16 protein-coding genes are annotated in these 15,644 nt (G+C 63.0%); 3 read left to right on the top strand and 13 right to left on the bottom strand.

Annotation, left to right across the window (positions count from 1 at the left end; translation table 11 throughout):
* The 3 genes from CPH57_RS10695 to CPH57_RS10705 form a co-directional block, all read right to left on the bottom strand.
* Window positions 1–957, bottom strand: a complete 957-nt coding sequence (locus tag CPH57_RS10695) for an ABC transporter permease (protein WP_004934604.1) — start codon at window positions 955–957, stop codon at window positions 1–3.
* Window positions 958–1,005: 48 nt separating this feature from the next.
* Complete coding sequence (locus tag CPH57_RS10700; protein ID WP_033643412.1) at window positions 1,006–2,694, bottom strand: ABC transporter substrate-binding protein; 1,689 nt, start codon at window positions 2,692–2,694, stop codon at window positions 1,006–1,008.
* Between the two features lie 154 nt (window positions 2,695–2,848).
* Window positions 2,849–4,267, bottom strand: a complete 1,419-nt coding sequence (locus CPH57_RS10705) for a PLP-dependent aminotransferase family protein (RefSeq protein WP_042784770.1) — start codon at window positions 4,265–4,267, stop codon at window positions 2,849–2,851.
* Between the two features lie 144 nt (window positions 4,268–4,411).
* Between CPH57_RS10705 and CPH57_RS10710 the strand changes: the two genes are divergently transcribed.
* Genes CPH57_RS10710 through CPH57_RS10720 form a run of 3 tightly spaced genes read left to right on the top strand, consistent with a single transcriptional unit; the run spans window position 4,412 to window position 6,989 of the window.
* Entirely contained in the window at window positions 4,412–5,812 is a 1,401-nt protein-coding gene (locus tag CPH57_RS10710; protein WP_004934615.1) for a cytochrome ubiquinol oxidase subunit I, read from the top strand.
* A gap of 2 nt (window positions 5,813–5,814) precedes the next feature.
* Window positions 5,815–6,822 carry a cytochrome d ubiquinol oxidase subunit II gene (cydB, locus tag CPH57_RS10715; protein ID WP_033650915.1) on the top strand — a complete coding sequence of 336 codons (1,008 nt, stop codon included), beginning with the start codon at window positions 5,815–5,817 and terminating at the stop codon, window positions 6,820–6,822.
* Window positions 6,823–6,836: 14 nt separating this feature from the next.
* Entirely contained in the window at window positions 6,837–6,989 is a 153-nt protein-coding gene (locus CPH57_RS10720; RefSeq protein WP_004934619.1) for a DUF2474 domain-containing protein, read from the top strand.
* Window positions 6,990–6,998: 9 nt separating this feature from the next.
* On the opposite strand, the gene CPH57_RS10725 is transcribed toward CPH57_RS10720, so the two are convergent.
* From CPH57_RS10725 to CPH57_RS10770, 10 genes are all read right to left on the bottom strand, one after another.
* Window positions 6,999–7,265: a hypothetical protein gene (locus CPH57_RS10725; protein WP_033643416.1), complete on the bottom strand. Its 267-nt coding sequence runs from the start codon at window positions 7,263–7,265 to the stop codon at window positions 6,999–7,001.
* Entirely contained in the window at window positions 7,262–7,486 is a 225-nt protein-coding gene (locus CPH57_RS10730; protein ID WP_025303190.1) for a hypothetical protein, read from the bottom strand. Before CPH57_RS10730 ends, CPH57_RS10725 begins: the two co-directional genes overlap by 4 nt.
* 106 nt (window positions 7,487–7,592) lie before the next feature.
* Complete coding sequence (locus CPH57_RS10735) at window positions 7,593–8,678, bottom strand: acyl-CoA desaturase (RefSeq protein WP_096242328.1); 1,086 nt, start codon at window positions 8,676–8,678, stop codon at window positions 7,593–7,595.
* Window positions 8,675–9,757 carry an acyl-CoA desaturase gene (locus CPH57_RS10740; protein WP_069100984.1) on the bottom strand — a complete coding sequence of 361 codons (1,083 nt, stop codon included), beginning with the start codon at window positions 9,755–9,757 and terminating at the stop codon, window positions 8,675–8,677. Before CPH57_RS10740 ends, CPH57_RS10735 begins: the two co-directional genes overlap by 4 nt.
* Entirely contained in the window at window positions 9,750–10,883 is a 1,134-nt protein-coding gene (locus tag CPH57_RS10745) for a sterol desaturase family protein (RefSeq protein WP_046687275.1), read from the bottom strand. The genes CPH57_RS10740 and CPH57_RS10745 overlap by 8 nt, the downstream gene beginning before the upstream one ends.
* Entirely contained in the window at window positions 10,880–11,497 is a 618-nt protein-coding gene (locus tag CPH57_RS10750; RefSeq protein ID WP_069100985.1) for a phosphatase PAP2 family protein, read from the bottom strand. The genes CPH57_RS10745 and CPH57_RS10750 overlap by 4 nt, the downstream gene beginning before the upstream one ends.
* The gene (locus CPH57_RS10755; RefSeq protein ID WP_096242329.1) at window positions 11,494–12,780 is read right to left on the bottom strand and encodes a F390 synthetase-related protein; all 1,287 of its coding nucleotides are present in this window, start codon (window positions 12,778–12,780) and stop codon (window positions 11,494–11,496) included. Before CPH57_RS10755 ends, CPH57_RS10750 begins: the two co-directional genes overlap by 4 nt.
* Window positions 12,777–13,583, bottom strand: a complete 807-nt coding sequence (locus tag CPH57_RS10760) for an MBL fold metallo-hydrolase (RefSeq protein WP_033643422.1) — start codon at window positions 13,581–13,583, stop codon at window positions 12,777–12,779. Before CPH57_RS10760 ends, CPH57_RS10755 begins: the two co-directional genes overlap by 4 nt.
* Window positions 13,576–14,592, bottom strand: coding sequence for an NAD(P)-dependent oxidoreductase (locus tag CPH57_RS10765; protein WP_096242330.1), 1,017 nt, complete (start codon window positions 14,590–14,592; stop codon window positions 13,576–13,578). Before CPH57_RS10765 ends, CPH57_RS10760 begins: the two co-directional genes overlap by 8 nt.
* Window positions 14,589–15,596 (bottom strand): 3-oxoacyl-[acyl-carrier-protein] synthase III C-terminal domain-containing protein, encoded by a 1,008-nt coding sequence (locus CPH57_RS10770; RefSeq protein ID WP_096242331.1) that lies wholly within the window; start codon window positions 15,594–15,596, stop codon window positions 14,589–14,591. Before CPH57_RS10770 ends, CPH57_RS10765 begins: the two co-directional genes overlap by 4 nt.
* Between the last annotated feature and the right edge of the window lie 48 nt (window positions 15,597–15,644).

Here is a 15,644-nt window from a genome sequence, read left to right on the forward strand (position 1 = left end):
TTACCTCAAGCGAATGCGTGGATCGGCGTAGGCGTACAGAATGTCCGCCAGCAGATTGCCGAGAATGGTCAACGCCGCCAGAAACAGCGTGAACCCCATCAATACCGGATAATCGCGCGCCGCCAGCGAATCGATATGGATATGCCCGGCGCCCGGCCAGTTGAAGATTTTTTCGGTGATCAGCGCGCCGGAGAACAATCCCGGCAGCTCGAACCCCAGCAGGGTGATGATCGGCAACAGCGCATTGCGCAGCGCGTGTTTGAGGATCACCGTTTTCTCCCTGAGCCCTTTGGCGCGCGCGGTGCGGATATAGTCCATGCGGATCACCTCCAGCATGCTGGCGCGAAAATAGCGCGTCAGGCTGCCGGCCTGCAGCATCACCAGCGCCAGCACCGGCAACAGCAGGTGCGCCGCCACCTCCAGCGCCCAGGCCAGCCCGCTCGCTTCGCTGCCGGTGCGCAACATGCCGCCCGCCGGCAACCAGTGCAGATCGACGGCGAACCATTTGATCAGCAACAGGCAAAGGAAAAACGTCGGAAACGACATGGCGGCGAACACCGCCACGGTGATCAGATGATCGAACAGCGAATAGGGTTTCATCGCCGAGATCACTCCTACCGCCAGCGCGATGCCCCAATACAGCACCATCGCCACCGCCGCCAGCAGGAACGAGTTCCAGATGTATTGATTCAGCAGCGTGCTGACCGGGATCTGATACTGCAGCGAGAAGCCGAGATCGCCCTGCAACAGCCGGCCAAGCCAATGCAGGTAACGGCTGAACAAGGGCTGATCCAACCCATACAGCGCCCGCAGCTCGGCGGCGCGTTGCGCGGTCAGGTTGATATTGCCGTCGATAAAGTCGCCGGGCGCCAGGGCGAAGATGCAAAAAATCAGCAATGAAGCCAACAACAGCATCGGGATAGTCTGCAACAAACGGCGCAGGATAAAATTTCTCATCGCGAATTCCATCGCCGCCGCCCGGAATAGCGCGGCGGCATCGGGGCGTTACGGCGCCGGTTTGACGTTCGGCAGGCTGCCGACCAGTCCGTTGTAGATATCCGGTTTAAAGCCGGTGACGCGCGCGCTGCTGGCGCTCAATATTTCGCGGTTGCCGAGCAGGATCACCGGCGGATCGTCCGCCAGCACCTGATACAGCTGATGGTACAGCGGCTTACGCTGCGCGATATCCAGCGTGGCGTTGGCTTTGGCGATCAGCGCGTCCACCTGCGGGTTGTGGTAGCCGGTCTCGCTCTCGCGGCTGATGAAGTCGCGTACGCCGTCGTGCGGATCGTTCAGCGTGCTGGTGCTGAGAGACGCCAGGTCGTAATTGCCCGCCTTGCGCTGCGCCAGCAGCGCGTTGAAATCCAATACCTGCGGTTTCAGCACCACGCCGAGCCGGCGGTAGTTATCCTTGGCGATCGGCACCAGCGCGTCGTTGATCAGCTTTTTGGTCACCAGCAGCGTCAGCTCCAGCTTTTTACCGTCTTTCTGCCGGATGCCGTCAGCGCCCACCTGCCAGCCTGCCTCGTCCAACAGCTTTTTGGCCTTATCGAGATCGTAAGCGTAAGGATTGATGCCGTTGGCGTCGTAAGCCCAGGAGATCGGCGAAATCGGCTGGTTGGCGACCTTGCCGTACCCTTGGTACACCACGGCGATCAGTTTTTGCCGATCGAGGCCGTAGATCAGCGCCTGACGCACCCGCTTGTCCTGCAGCGCCGGGCGTCTGAGGTTGAAATCAACCCGGCTGTAATCGCTCGAGCTGTAAAGGTTGATATTGGCGAAACCGAGCAGCTTGAGCTGTTCGATATCGTCCGGCTTGGCGGTAAAGGCGTCGTAGTCGGTCTCACCGGTCTGGAACAGCTGGAAGTTGGTGGCCGGGTTGGTGACGCGATAGATAAAGCGCGCCATCGGCGGCGGGCCGAGGTAGAAGTTCGGGTTGGCGTGGAAGCGGATTTCCTGCCCCGGCACGTACTTGTCGTAAATGTAGGGGCCGTTGCCGAGCGGCTTGCCGTTCAAGGCGCGCACGCCGTCGAGCTTGCCGCGCTGATAGTCTTTGCCGTAGTAAGCCCGCGACAATACCGGCCCGCCAATCAGTTGCAACGTGGTCGCGCCCGGTTGGGTGGTGACGATCTGAATGGTGCGATCGTCGATCACCTTCAGCCCGCTGATGCCGGCCGCGGTGCCGTTTTTATACTCGGCGCCGCCCTGAATGTGCGCCGGCGTGATATCGGTATCGCCGTCATAGGCCGGGTCATGCAGCAGCGTCAGGGTAAAGGCGATATCGTCGGCCTTCAGCGGCGAGCCGTCGCTGTAGACCAGATTCGGCCGCAGCTTGATGGTGTAGGTCAGATTATCGGGGCTGACCTGCCAGGACTCCGCCAGGCGCCCTTCCGGTTTGCCCTGGCTGTCCAGGCCGATCAGCCGGCTGAAGATTACGTCGGTCACGTTCTCGTCCCAGCCGTTGGTGAACAGATACGGGTTGAAAATCCCCTGCGGCTCCGAGATGCCCGCCACGACGGTATCTTTGCGCAGTTTGGCGGCGGCCGGCACCCGAGCGGCGTCGCTGGCCGGCGTAATGCCTTCGGCCAGCGTTTCCGCCTGCGCGGCGGTGCTCAATCCCAGCGCGCAGACCAACGCCAGCGGCGTCAGCCGATAGCGCAACAGTTTGTTTAGCTTATTTTTTATTCCACTCACCCACTGCCCCTCGTCTACCCGTTGATAAAAATGTGACAAAATTTATCGCAGAGTAATGGGCGGCTGGAGGGCTGTCTAACAACGAAACCGGCATTCCATTGCCGAAAAAAGCATTATGAATTTTTCTGGGGCGAAGCGGCGGGAAAAACGCGATTCAGCCGGCCGCCGCCAGCCCCCGGATAAGTTTAGCTAAGGTTTTTATCGCCTCTTCAAAGCGGTCATTCCATTCAAATGAGGCGTTGAGACGGAAGCAGTGGTTGAAATGGTCGCCGGTGGTGAACATGCGCCCCGGCGCGATGCTGATGCCCCGTGCGAGTGCGCGCCGGTACAGCTCCATCGACGACAGCGCCGGGTCGAGTTCCAGCCACAGGAAATACCCACCGTCGGGCTGACTGACTTTCACCGTCGGCGGAAAATGGTGGGCGATCGCCTGACGCATTGCGCTTTGGCGCTGGGCCAGCAGGCGTCGCAGCCGCCGCAGATGGGTGTCGTAGCCGCCGTGCAGCAGATAATCCGCCAGCGCCATCTGGGTCGGCACGCTGGTGGAAACGGTGCTCATCAGCTGCAAACGCTGGATCTGTTGCGCATAACGCCCCGCCGCCACCCAGCCGACGCGAAAGCCCGGCGCCAGACATTTGGAAAATGACGAGCAGTGCAGGATCTGGCCGCCGCTGTCGAGCGCCTTCGCCGGCAACGGCCGTTCGGCGCTGAAGTACAGCTCGCCGTAGACATCGTCTTCGATCAGCGAGATCTGCCGTTCGCGCAGCAGCGCCACCAGACGCTGCTTGTTGGCCTCCGGCAGGGTGGCGCCCTGCGGGTTCTGGAAGTGGGTCATCAGCCAGCAGGCTTTGATCGGATACTGCTCCACCGCCTGCTGCAACGCGTCCAGATCGATACCGTCCTGCGGATGCGTGGCGATCGCCACCGCCTTCAGCCGCAGCCGTTCCAGCGCCTGCAGCGCGCCGTAAAACGCCGGCGACTCGATCGCCACATAGTCGCCCGGTTGGGTCACCGCCTGCAGGCTGAGGCTGAGCGACTCCATCGCCCCGGCGGTGATGACGATCTCGTCCGGCGCGACCTGCATGCCGCTCAGCGCATAGCGTTGGGCAATGTGCCGCCGCAGCGCGTCGTTGCCCGGCGGCAGGTTGACCAGCGAACTGTGCGGCGTGAACTTGCGCGCTACGCTGCTCAGCGCCCGCGCCAGCTTCGGCTGGGCGAACAGCGTGGCGTCGGGAAACGCCGAACCGAAAGGCACGATGTCCGGATCCTTGCAGGCCTGCAGCACGTCGAAAATAAAGGCGTTGATGTCCACCTGCTCGCTCAGCAGCAGTTTCTCGCCGCGCGAAGGCTGCGGCAGCGGCTGCGGACGCGCCGCCACATAGTAGCCCGACTGCGGCCGGGCGACGATCCACCCTTGGCTCTCCAGCAGTTGATAAGACTGCACCACCGTCATCAGGCTCAATCCGGCGCGTTTGCCGCTCTCGCGCAGCGAAGGCAGCTTGTCGCCCGCCCGCCACACCCGGTTCTGGATCTGTTCTCTAATCTGCTGCGCAAGCTGCTCGTATCGGGTCATAACCATTAACTGTTATATGAAAAAGTAAAATAACTGTCACTATTATAGGCACTGTACTCCGTGCTTAACTTAACGCCAAGCATTTCACATAAAAATGACAGCTATACTCAAGAGGTTAATTTATGTTCAACCCTAGGAGGCGCCATGCTGGGTCTTGATGCACTGGAACTTGCCAGAATACAGTTCGCCTTCACCGTGTCTTTCCATATCATTTTCCCCGCCATCACCATCGGTTTAGCCAGCTATCTGGCGGTGCTGGAAGGATTATGGTTGAAAACGCACAATGAAGCCTATCGTGAGCTTTATCACTTCTGGTCAAAGATTTTCGCCGTTAACTTCGGCATGGGCGTGGTATCCGGGCTGGTGATGGCTTACCAGTTCGGCACCAACTGGAGCTTCTTCTCCGAGTTCGCCGGCAGCATTACCGGGCCGCTGCTGACTTATGAAGTGCTGACCGCCTTCTTCCTCGAAGCCGGTTTCCTCGGCGTGATGCTGTTCGGCTGGAACCGCGTCGGCCCCGGCCTGCACTTCTTCGCCACCTGCATGGTGGCGCTCGGCACGCTGATCTCCACCTTCTGGATCCTGGCCTCCAACAGCTGGATGCAGACCCCGCAAGGGCATGAAATCATCAATGGCCAGGTGGTGCCGGTTGACTGGCTGAAGGTCATCTTCAACCCGTCCTTCCCGTATCGCCTGCTGCACATGTCCACCGCCGCCTTCCTCTCCTCGGCGTTCTTCGTCGGCGCGTCCGCCGCCTGGCATCTGCTGCGCGGCCGCGACACGCCGGCGATGCGCAAGATGCTGTCGATGGCGATGTGGATGGCGCTGATCGTCGCGCCGGTGCAGGCGCTGATCGGCGATGCGCACGGCCTGAATACGCTGAAACATCAGCCGGCGAAGATCGCCGCCATCGAAGGCCACTGGGAAAATCCGCCGGGCGAAGCCACGCCGTTAATCCTGGTCGGTTGGCCGGACATGCAGCGCGAAGAGACCCGCTTCAAGCTGGAAGTGCCCTATCTCGGCAGCCTGATCCTGACGCACAGCCTGACCGAGCAGGTGCCGGCGCTCAAATCGTTCCCGCCGGAAGATCGCCCCAACTCCACCGTGGTGTTCTGGTCGTTCCGCATCATGGTCGGGCTGGGCATGCTGATGATCCTGGCCGGGGTGTGGAGCCTGTGGCTGCGCTGGCGCGGCGGGCTCTATCAGTCGCGTCCGTTCCTGTATTTCATCCTGTGGATGGGCCCTTCCGGGCTGCTGGCGCTGCTGGCGGGCTGGTTCACCACCGAGATAGGCCGCCAGCCGTGGGTGGTGTACGGCCTGCTGCGCACCAAGGATGCGGTGTCCGCGCACGGCGATCTGCACATGAGCATCAGCCTGCTGGCGTTCATCATCGTCTACTGCTCGGTGTTCGGCGTGGGCTACTCCTACATGATGCGCCTGATCCGCAAAGGGCCGCAGCCGCATGAACACCAAGAAGACAATACCGAGGGCCGCCCGGCGCGTCCGCTGTCCGCGGTCAACGACACTCTGGACGACAGGAGCTGAACATGGGTATCGATCTTCCGCTGATTTGGTTTGTCATCATCGTGTTCAGCACCATGATGTACGTGGTGATGGACGGTTTCGATTTGGGCATCGGCATTCTGTTTCCGTGGGTGAAGGCGAGCGGCGACCGCGATCTGATGATGAACACCGTCGCCCCGGTGTGGGACGGCAATGAGACCTGGCTGGTGCTGGGCGGCGCGGCGCTGTTCGGCGCCTTCCCGCTGGCCTACTCGGTGATCCTCGACGCGCTGGCGATCCCGCTGACGCTGATGCTGATCGGGCTGATTTTCCGCGGCGTGGCCTTCGAGTTTCGCTTCAAGGCGACGCCGGAGAAGCGCCATATCTGGGATAAAGCGTTCATCTGGGGCTCTCTCTTCGCCACCTTCAGCCAGGGTGTGGTGGTGGGCGCCGTGATCAACGGCTTCCCGGTAGAAGGCCGCACCTACGCCGGCGGCGCACTGGACTGGCTGACGCCGTTCGCGCTGTTCTGCGGGCTGGGGCTGGTGGTGACCTACGCCCTGCTCGGCTGTACCTGGCTGGTGATGAAAACCGCCGGTGACCTGCAGGCGCGCATGTATCACCTGGCGACGCCGCTGCTGGCGATCCTGCTGCTGGTGCTGGCTGCGGTCAGCATCTGGACGCCGATCGCGCATCCCGAAATCGCCGCGCGCTGGTTTACGCTGCCGAACCTGTTCTGGCTGCTGCCGGTGCCGGTACTGGTGCTGCTCAGCGCCTGGGGGATCCGGCATGGGGTGAAACGCGGCGCGCACTACTCGCCGTTCATGCTGACGCTGCTGCTGGTGTTCCTCGGCCTGAGCGGGCTTGGCATCAGCATCTGGCCGCACCTGATCCCGCCGGCCATCAGCCTGTGGGACGCCGCCGCGCCGCCGCAGAGCCTCGGCTTTATGCTGGTCGGCGCGCTGTTCATCATCCCAATCATTCTGGTCTACACCTTCTGGAGCTACTACGTGTTCCGCGGCAAGATCAGCCATGAACACGGCTATCACTGAGGAAGGAGGACGCTATGCAAGATAAAACGGCAGCCGCCGCTCCGGCGCCCTGGTGGAAACGCATCGGTTGGCTGGTGATCATCTGGAGCGCCAGCGTGCTGGGGTTATTCGTGGTTGCCTCGCTGTTCCGCCTGCTGATGACCGCGGCGGGCATGAAGTCGCATTGACGTGACGCCTTATCTGGACGCGCTGTTGGGAAAGTAAAAAGAGACCACCAGCGTGACCAGCGGCAAGGCGCCGATCTTCACCAGCTCAAACACCTGATTCAGCGCTTCGTTTTTCTCCCAATACGCGTGGGCGGCGAATACGCCCACGCTGACCGCGAATATCCCGCACAGCACCTGGCGTGCCAGGCGCAGCCGCTCCATTTCGTCGAAGACCAAGACCTGCTCCAGATAAACCTGGCTGGCCTCATCGCGCAGATTACGGCTTTCGATGTTCATGGGAAGATCTCCACGACCCGCCCCACCGCTTCAAGCTGTTCACCCTTCTCCCGTACAATACCAAGAGAAGTACCATCCTGTTTCATCCAGTACTTATCGGCAAGGGTAATCAGTGCAAACGCCATTTTGATTACCTCGGTTTTTTCCATCCCGTGACGCCGGGCGATATCGTTCAGATCATCATCAATTTTGTTCGATAACCGAATCGGCAAGCTGCGCATAGTCCACCTCCTGTGGCCGTTGATTCACAGAGGGAAAGTCTACTGGAAGGGCAAATATCGTTCAATTAGTGAACTGCGTAACGCCTCGCACAATTCGCATGCAACGCTAGTGCGGCTTGCGGCCCATCGCGCTGAGGAAGCGTTGCTGCAGACGCAACAGCTCCTCCAGCTCCAGCAGGCGGTAGTCGATGCCGAAGCGCGGCGCCACCTCGCCGATGATGCGGCTGAGCGCCGGGTAATGGCGGTGGCTCCAGTGCGGAAACAGATGATGCGTCAAATGCAGGTTCGCCCCGCCCAGCCAATAACCCAGCCAGCGCGGCCGAGTCTGCCAGTCGAACGTGGTGGCGAACACATGGTGATACCAACCGTGCGGCATCGCGCCCTGCGCCGGCGCCTGATAAAAGTTGGCCTTGGCCCAGTGGGTGCCGATGATCAACATCACGAACAGCAATGAAGAAAGCATCTGGCTCAGCAAATAGACCAGCAGAATTTGCCCGATGCCGATAGCCGGCGGCAACAGCCAACATGGGATCGCCAGCGCCAGCAGCAGGTGCGCCGCCTTCCCGGCCAGAAACCCGCTCCAGCCGCGTACGCCCTGCTGCGCCATGCGCGCCGACACGCGGGTGCGGCCCGCCCTGTCCAACCAATCGAACAGCCAGATGTAGTACGGAAAAGTCAGCGCCGCCACCAACGGCCAATAGTAACGCTGCGCGCGCATAAAGGGTCGCCAGCGCTGGAACGGCGTTTGCCGCAGCACGCCGTTGGCGTCGATATCGGGATCGTAATGTTCGATGTTGTTATGGGCATGGTGGAACAACACATGCCGCACGCGCCAACAGTCGGGATCCAGCCCCAGCGGCACGCTCACCAGTGCGTTCAGCCAGCGGTTGGCCCAGGGGCGGCGGAAAAACGCGTTGTGCGAGGCGTCGTGCACCACGTTCACCGTCAGGAACATGCCGATAAAGATAAAACCGAAGTAGCAGGCGAAAAACGCCCAGCCGTTATGCTGCTGCAGGCTCAGCCCGTAACACAGGCCGCACAGCGCCAGCAGCAGCGCGACCTTCGCCAGCATGCCGCCGTCGGCGAAACGGTGATCGCCGTGGGTCGCCAGATAGTGCTGGGCGGCCTGCATCAGCGCGCGGTGCAACCCGTTGTCGTCGCGCCGATAGGCTAACGGACGCAGCGGTTTCATGGCTGTCCCATCCGGCGTAAGAAACGCTGTTGTTGCGCCAGCAGTTCGCGATAGCCGATGCAGCGGTACGCCATGCCGTGCCGCTGCGCGACCTCCGCCACCGCGGCAGCCAGGGCCGGATAGTGGCGATGATTCCAGCCGGGAAACAGGTGATGGGTCAGGTGATAGTTCAGCCCGCCGGTCAGATGCTCCAGCCAGCGCGGTTCGGGCTGCCAGTCGCAGGCGGTGGCGAAATTGTGCCGATACCAGCCTTGCGGCATGCTGTCGCCCGTCGGCGCCGGGTAAAACTCGGCCTGCGCCCAATGGGTGCCCAGCAGCAAGAACACCACCAGCAGCGAGGCGCACATCTGGCTGAGCGCGTAAGCCAGCAACACCCAGCCCCAGCCGATGCCGTGCAAGTGGCCCACGACCAGCGGCGCCACCAGCACCAGCACCAGATGCGCGAGCTTGCACAGCACGAACAGCGCCCAACCGCCGCGCCCCGCCAGCACGCGTTTTTCCCGCAGCGGCGTTTTATCGAGCCGATCGGACCAATCGAAAATCCAGGCGATATAGGGCAGCGAGAGCGCGGCGATCAGCGGCCAGTACAGATGCTGATAGCGCATATGGGGCCGCCAGCGCTGGAACGGTGTCTGGCGGAAAAAGCCGTTCTCTTCGGTATCCAGATCGTAATGTTCGACGTTGGCGTAAACGTGGTGGTAATCCACATGCCGCGTGCGCCAGTAGTCCGGATCGACGCCCAGCGGCAGCGTCACCAACCGCCCCACCAGCCGATTGGCCCAGGGCGCACGCAGGAAAGCGTTATGCGAAGCATCGTGGTTGACGTTGACATTGAGCAGCATGCCCATGGTCACGAACAGGAAATAGCAGAGGAAAAACGCCCAGGGCTGATGCTGCAGCAGGCTCAGCGCGTAAAACCCGACGCACAACGCCAGCAACAGCGCGGCCTTGGCCAATCGCGCGGCATCGGCATAGCGATGATCGCCCGCCAGACAGGCGTGGGCCGCGCGCTTAAGATCGCGGTGGAAGGCCTGTTCGCCATCGGCGGGAAAACGCAGCGGCGGCAATGATTCAGCCATGCGGTTCCTCCACGGCGGCCGGTGCGGCTACTCTTCCCCAGCCCAACGCGACGCACAGGGCATGCAACGCCACGGCGGCCATGGCGATATGCCAATAGCGCTGCGGCCAACCGAGATAGCCGATAAACAGCAGCGGCATGCCCAGCGCGATCAGCAGCCAGACGGCGCTCGCCCACCGCCGCCCTTCCGTCATGCCGCCCAGCGCCACCGATCCCAACGCCAGCAGCGCCAACAGCGCCATTTGCGGCCAGCTGATGTCGCTATAGCCGTAACCGTATTGGTAGACGTAACCGACCACCAGCGAGAACAACAGCATGGCGCCGCTGAAAACGCTGAGCGCCGAACGGCGGTCGCGTTGCCGGCCCGGCGCCGGGCGCCATGCCAGGCGCAAATAGCGCAGGAACGGCAGATTGCTCGCCCAGAATGGGTTGGCGGACGGCCTGTCGCCGCCGACGCCATAGCTGAACGGCGTGCTCGGCAATGCCGGGCAAAAGGTGCCGAACAGCTTGTCCCAGAAGATAAAGCTGCCGCCGAAGTTCTTATTGGAATACGCCATGTCCTTGACGTGATGCACCCGGTGATGCGCCGGCGTGACCAGGATGTTTTCCAGCACGCCGAGCTTCGGCGTCAGCGCATTGTGGTTAAACAGCTGAATGCTGTAATGAAAAATAGAGACCGCAACGAACACCGACAGCGGCACCCCCGCCAGCGCCAGCAGCAAAAAGAACGGGATCGACGTCAGCGACGAATACCAGGAGTTGCGCACCCCCAGCGACAGATTAAAGTGCTCGCCCTGATGGTGCACCACGTGCACCGCCCACAGCAGGCGGAAACGATGGTGCAGACGGTGCAGCCAGTAGAAACCGAAGTCCCACGCCAGCAGGGCGAACAGCCACATCAGCAGTGGCGGCCAGGCATCCAGCAACCCCAGGCTGAAATGCGCGGCCACATAGCCGTAGCAGGTGATCTCCAACCCGCGGAACAGCCACAGCATGATATGGCCGGAATTCAGGTTGAACACCAGATCGTGCCAGTTGACCGGCTCGCGACGCCCCCACTGCAGCGCCACCGCCTCGGCCACCACGATGAACAGCATGAACACTATCGGCAATGCCAGATCGCTCATCCCATTTCTCCTTTAACGACGCGCCTGCGCAGGGTTTTCATGCGCAGGGCCAGCCAGCCGGCGAACAGCGCCAGCAGCGCGCCGCCGGCCAAATCGACAAACAAATGCCGACGCAGTTGCAGAATCGAGAACGCGATCGCCACGCCCCACAGCATCCACAGCGCCGTGCGCACTTTGCGCTCGCCGTCGCTCAGCGCCCACACCGCCAGCACCGTCAGCGCCATATGCAACGAAGGCAGGCAGTTTTGCGGCGAGTCCACCCGGGTTAACGCCGCCAGCAGTTGCGCGCTGATCCCGACGCCATCGTTCTGCGGATAGGCCATGGTGGTCGGCCACAGCAGGTAAACCGCCCCGGCGCCCAGCGCGGTCAACTGCATCGCCAGCGTCAGCCATTTGACTCGCTGCAGCGGCGCCAGCAAATAGCCCGCCGGGACGATGAGGAAGAACGACAGGTAGAGCCAAATAGCTGCCGGGTTGAACGGGATCGCCCGGTCAAGCGCCGACGGCGGCAACAACGTTCCCGCCCCCTGCAGGCGATCGGTCAAGCTATACACCACGCCGACCGTGCCCCATCCCAGCAGCATGTGCCATAGCCTGAACAGTGCGCTTTTCATGCCTCCTCCGCCCGGCGCACGATGCGCCGCCGCTTGCGATCGAACTGCGGCAGCACCGCTTGCGCCGTCAACCGCCATTCGAGGCGATCGGTGGCGATGCCCTGACGAGCGAACAGCGCCATCAGCTGCGCCTGACAGTGCGCCAACGCCGCCGGGCTGCAATCGGCAATCAGCTCCAACCGCCGTTCGCCATGCTGGATCAGGCGGTAATCGCTGGTCAGCGGTAACGCATTGGCGATCGTTCGGCTGCAGGCATCGGCGAACACCGCCTGCGGTTGCCGCTGCGCATCGGGCAGCATCAGCTGATCGTCGCGCCGCCCCTCGATACGGGCGATCGCCCGCGTCGGTTGCCCGCATGGGCAGGGTTCCTTGCGCAGCACCAATACATCGTCCAGCCGATAACGCACGATCGGCTGCGTACTGCGGGTAAAGTCGGTGATCAGCGGCGTGAAGCGCAGTTCGTCGATCCACTGCGGCTCGATATGCAAAAACTCCTCGTTCAGGTGCAAGGTGCCGTGCGCGCAGGTGGCGGCGAGGAACCCCTCGGTAGCCTGATACACTTCGCCGACCGCCGGAAACACCTGCTGCAGCAGGCAGCGATCCTGTTCTTCAAGCACCTCGGCGACCGAGATCACTTTTTTGACCGACAGCGTCACCTGCCCGGCCAGCACCGCCAACGCCAATGCGCGCAGCACCTGCGCCGGGGCCACGATGATGCTGGGCGCCTGCCGTTCCAATGCCGGCAAGTGGCCGCTGAACGGCGCGAGCAAATCGTAAAACGCCAGGCTCAGCCAGCGGTTGTTCACGCTGTGATAGAGATTATTGTCCGCGCGCAGAAACAGCGCGACGCGCTCGCCCGCCGACAGCCCGTCCGGCAGCATTTTCGCCAACATGCCGCCGGCCCACACCTGCTGTTCCCGCGGGCTGACGACAAACACGCCGCGCTGCCCGGAAGTGCCGGACGACAATCCGACGCTGTAGCGCCCGATCTTCGGCGTGAAATCGCGATCCGCCTCGCTGCGCTGCGCGCAGGCCAGCACCGCATCGCACCGCAGCCCGGCGGTGTTCATGCGGTCGAACTGCGCCATCATCAGCGCCTTGTCCATCTGCGGCCATTCGGCGAACGGCCGGCGGCTGAAGCCTTGAAAATAGGGACTCTTGCTCAGCACCCGGCGGGCAAAACCCTCAAGCTGTCGGGCCTGATGCGCCTCCAGCGCCGCACGATCGCCAAAGCGCTGGCGCCGGGCGCGGAAATAGTGCCAAAGGGTCATGAAGGGGATCACAGGTCCCCCTCGTGGCACAGCAAAATGTTGACCTGGCCGCCCGCCCACAGCTGGTTGAGCCGCTCCAGGGTGCGGGTGTAAGCCGCCGCGTCGTCCATCACCAGATTGGCCAGGCGCGAAGGCCCGCGCAGCGTCTGGTAACTCTGCGGCGACCAGGCGGCGTCGCTGGCCAGCAGCGTCCAGCCGGCGTCGGTGAGAATAAAGGCGCCAATATGGCCGGCCGCATGCCCCGGCAACGGCACCAGCACGATCTGCCCTTCACTGCCCGGCAGCGCGTAACCGCGATCGAACGGCGCCAACAGCGCGGGCAACGCCACCGCAGGAAAAGACTCCATAAACTGCAGACGGCTCTCGAAATCCGCCGGGATCAGGCCGGGAATAAAGGCGCGCTTCAGCGCCGCGAAACCGCGCAGCCCACGGGTTTGCTGCCAGCCCTCGCCGGAGCAAATAAAGTCGAGTTGGCTGAAATCCTGCAGCCCGGCGATGTGATCGGCGTGAAAATGCGAGACGATCAGCGCCTGAATATCCCCCTCGGCATAACCGGCTTCGCGCAGCTGATGCGCCAACGACTCGGCCGGATCGAAATAGACCGGCGTCATGCGGCGGTAAAGGCTGAACAGCCCCGACTGCGTGTGCTGCTGAAAATAACGCGCGTAGCCGGTATCCCACAGCCAGCGGCGCTCCCCCACCTCCAGCAGATAGGCGCGCGCCGGGAATTTACACACCCGGAACCCGGCGCCGCGCAGCGCCATGCAGCCGATATGCGTGCAATAGCCCACTTCAAACACGGTGACCTTAGCCATGCTGTCCGCCTCCTTGCCGCCGCAGCCACTCGCCGGTCAGACGAATGCCCTCTTCCATCGAATAACGCGGCCGATAGCCCAACTCTTCGATCGCACGAGTCTGGTTCAGCGTCATGTCAAAATGCACCGCCGCCACGCTGTAGCGCGTCAGCAGCGGTTCCTTGCCGCTCAGCGTCGCCCACAGCTCCATGCCGCCGGCCAGCGTATGCAGCAGCGGATAGGGCACGGCCTGCAGCCGGTAACTCAGCCCCAGCTCCTGACGCAGCAGCGCATCCAGCATCTCCGCCAGCCGCTGCGGTTGGTGGTTGGTGATGTTGTACACGGCGCCGGACGGCAATCCGCGCTGCCGACTGGCCAGATCCATCGCGTGCACCACGTTGGGGGCAAAGGTCAGATCCAGCAGCGCCTGTCCGCCGCCGGGCAATCGCAATACGCCGCGATCGCGTTCGAGCTGCTGCAACAGCCGCGGCACGATCACCCGATCGTGCGGGCCAAACAGGCCGCGTGGCCGCAGCATAATGTAGGTGGTTTGCGGATAGATCTTCGCCTGCGCCAACAGGCGTTGTTCGGCGGCGTGCTTGCTGGCGGCATAGTGATTGGCGAAGCGCCGCGCCCGGTAACCTTCGTCAAGGTCGTAATGCGGCTGAAAATCGAAGTAGATTGCCGGCGTGGAGATATGCACGAAGCGCCGCACGCCGCAGCGCCCGGCCGCCTCCGCCAGCTTATCCGTCGCCGCGGCGTTGATGCGGTGAAACTCCGCTTTGCCGCCCCAGGGCGAAGACTTGGCCGCGCAGTGCCAGACCCACTCGCAGTCGGTCACCAGCTCCCGACACTGCTGCGGCGTGGCCTGCGCCAGATTGAGCGCGCAAAACTCGGCGCCCAGCTGACGCAGCGTTGCGCCGGCCCGTTCATCGCGGCCGGTAGCGCGCACCTGATGTCCGGCCTCCAGCAACCACTGCGCCGCGTTGCGTCCCAGCCCGCTGGTCGCCCCGGTGACCAGCACCCTCATGGCAGCAACACCATGCCGGCCAGCGCCAGCCCGGCGGCGGTGCCGATCAGCATCACCGGCTGACCGGGATTGAAGCGCCCGGTGGTCACGGCGGCATGCAGCGCCGTCGGGATAGACGCCGCCACCTGATTGCCATGATGGCGGTAGATATCGACCAGCGCCTCGCTGGAGACGTGCAGCCGTTTGCGCATATGTTCGAGCGACAGATGGCTGGCCTGATGCGGCACCACGGTGGCGATCTGCGCCAGGGTCAGGCCACTGGCGCTCAACAGCCGATCGAGGTAACCCTCAATCAGCGCCGACGCCTGGCGGAACAGCGGCTTGCCCTGCATATGAAACAGGAAGTCTTGCTCACACATGCCGGCGCGCGGGTTGCGACGCGTGCCGCCGGCCCGGATCTCGCACAGTTCGCTGCCGGTGGGGTAGGTTTCCACCAGGCTGGCGAGGATGCCGCTGGCGCCGTCGCCGCACTCCACAATGGCGCAGGCCGCGCCGTCGCCGAAGATCAGCGACGACTCTTCGTGCTGCCAGTCGATGCCGCGTGAAGCGAGATCCGCCGAGATGATGGCGATGCGTCGATACGTCCCGGCGTTCAGCAGCCCTGCCGCCACCTGCAGCGCAGAGATAAAGCTGACGCAGCTGCTGTTGATGTCGAAGCCCGGCGTGCCCGGCGCCAGCCCCGCCACCTTGAGAATGTGCGCGGCGGTGCACGGCAGCGCCTGCACCGAAATCGCCGAGGCGGAGATCAGCAGATCGATCGAGTCCGCCGGAATGGCGTGGCGAGCCAGCGCATCTTGCAGCGCGGCAGCGGCGAGTTCGGCCTGGCTGGCATCGTCGGCGGCGTGATAGCGGTAAACGATGCCCGAGCGTTTTTCAACGTAGCCGGCCGGTTTCCCCAGCCGCGCGTCGAGCGCAGAGGACGCCACGCGGTTAGGCGGCAACGCGGCCCCGGTGGCGATGATTTTCAGAGGCAGCAGCTCGGGTGAGCGTAATTGTGTGGTCATTATTGTTATTGATTAACCTGACTATCCATAAAGCGATTCTCCCGTAGG

Origin of the sequence: Serratia sp. JKS000199, from assembly GCF_900215455.1 — a bacterium.
In the GTDB taxonomy this organism is placed as follows: domain Bacteria; phylum Pseudomonadota; class Gammaproteobacteria; order Enterobacterales; family Enterobacteriaceae; genus Serratia; species Serratia ureilytica.

Bases quoted from the DNA above. Each gene is read 5' to 3' on its own strand.
- CPH57_RS10725 (WP_033643416.1), bottom strand. From the start codon at position 7,265: ATGAACATCGAAAGCCGTAATCTGCGCGATGAGGCCAGCCAGGTTTAT.
- cydB (WP_033650915.1), top strand. From the start codon at position 5,815: ATGGGTATCGATCTTCCGCTGATTTGGTTTGTCATCATCGTGTTCAGC.
- CPH57_RS10710 (WP_004934615.1), top strand. From the start codon at position 4,412: ATGCTGGGTCTTGATGCACTGGAACTTGCCAGAATACAGTTCGCCTTC.
- CPH57_RS10695 (WP_004934604.1), bottom strand. From the start codon at position 957: ATGAGAAATTTTATCCTGCGCCGTTTGTTGCAGACTATCCCGATGCTG.
- CPH57_RS10730 (WP_025303190.1), bottom strand. From the start codon at position 7,486: ATGCGCAGCTTGCCGATTCGGTTATCGAACAAAATTGATGATGATCTG.
- CPH57_RS10745 (WP_046687275.1), bottom strand. From the start codon at position 10,883: ATGAGCGATCTGGCATTGCCGATAGTGTTCATGCTGTTCATCGTGGTG.
- CPH57_RS10750 (WP_069100985.1), bottom strand. From the start codon at position 11,497: ATGAAAAGCGCACTGTTCAGGCTATGGCACATGCTGCTGGGATGGGGC.
- CPH57_RS10740 (WP_069100984.1), bottom strand. From the start codon at position 9,757: ATGGCTGAATCATTGCCGCCGCTGCGTTTTCCCGCCGATGGCGAACAG.
- CPH57_RS10705 (WP_042784770.1), bottom strand. From the start codon at position 4,267: ATGACCCGATACGAGCAGCTTGCGCAGCAGATTAGAGAACAGATCCAG.
- CPH57_RS10770 (WP_096242331.1), bottom strand. From the start codon at position 15,596: ATGACCACACAATTACGCTCACCCGAGCTGCTGCCTCTGAAAATCATC.
- CPH57_RS10720 (WP_004934619.1), top strand. From the start codon at position 6,837: ATGCAAGATAAAACGGCAGCCGCCGCTCCGGCGCCCTGGTGGAAACGC.
- CPH57_RS10765 (WP_096242330.1), bottom strand. From the start codon at position 14,592: ATGAGGGTGCTGGTCACCGGGGCGACCAGCGGGCTGGGACGCAACGCG.
- CPH57_RS10760 (WP_033643422.1), bottom strand. From the start codon at position 13,583: ATGGCTAAGGTCACCGTGTTTGAAGTGGGCTATTGCACGCATATCGGC.
- CPH57_RS10735 (WP_096242328.1), bottom strand. From the start codon at position 8,678: ATGAAACCGCTGCGTCCGTTAGCCTATCGGCGCGACGACAACGGGTTG.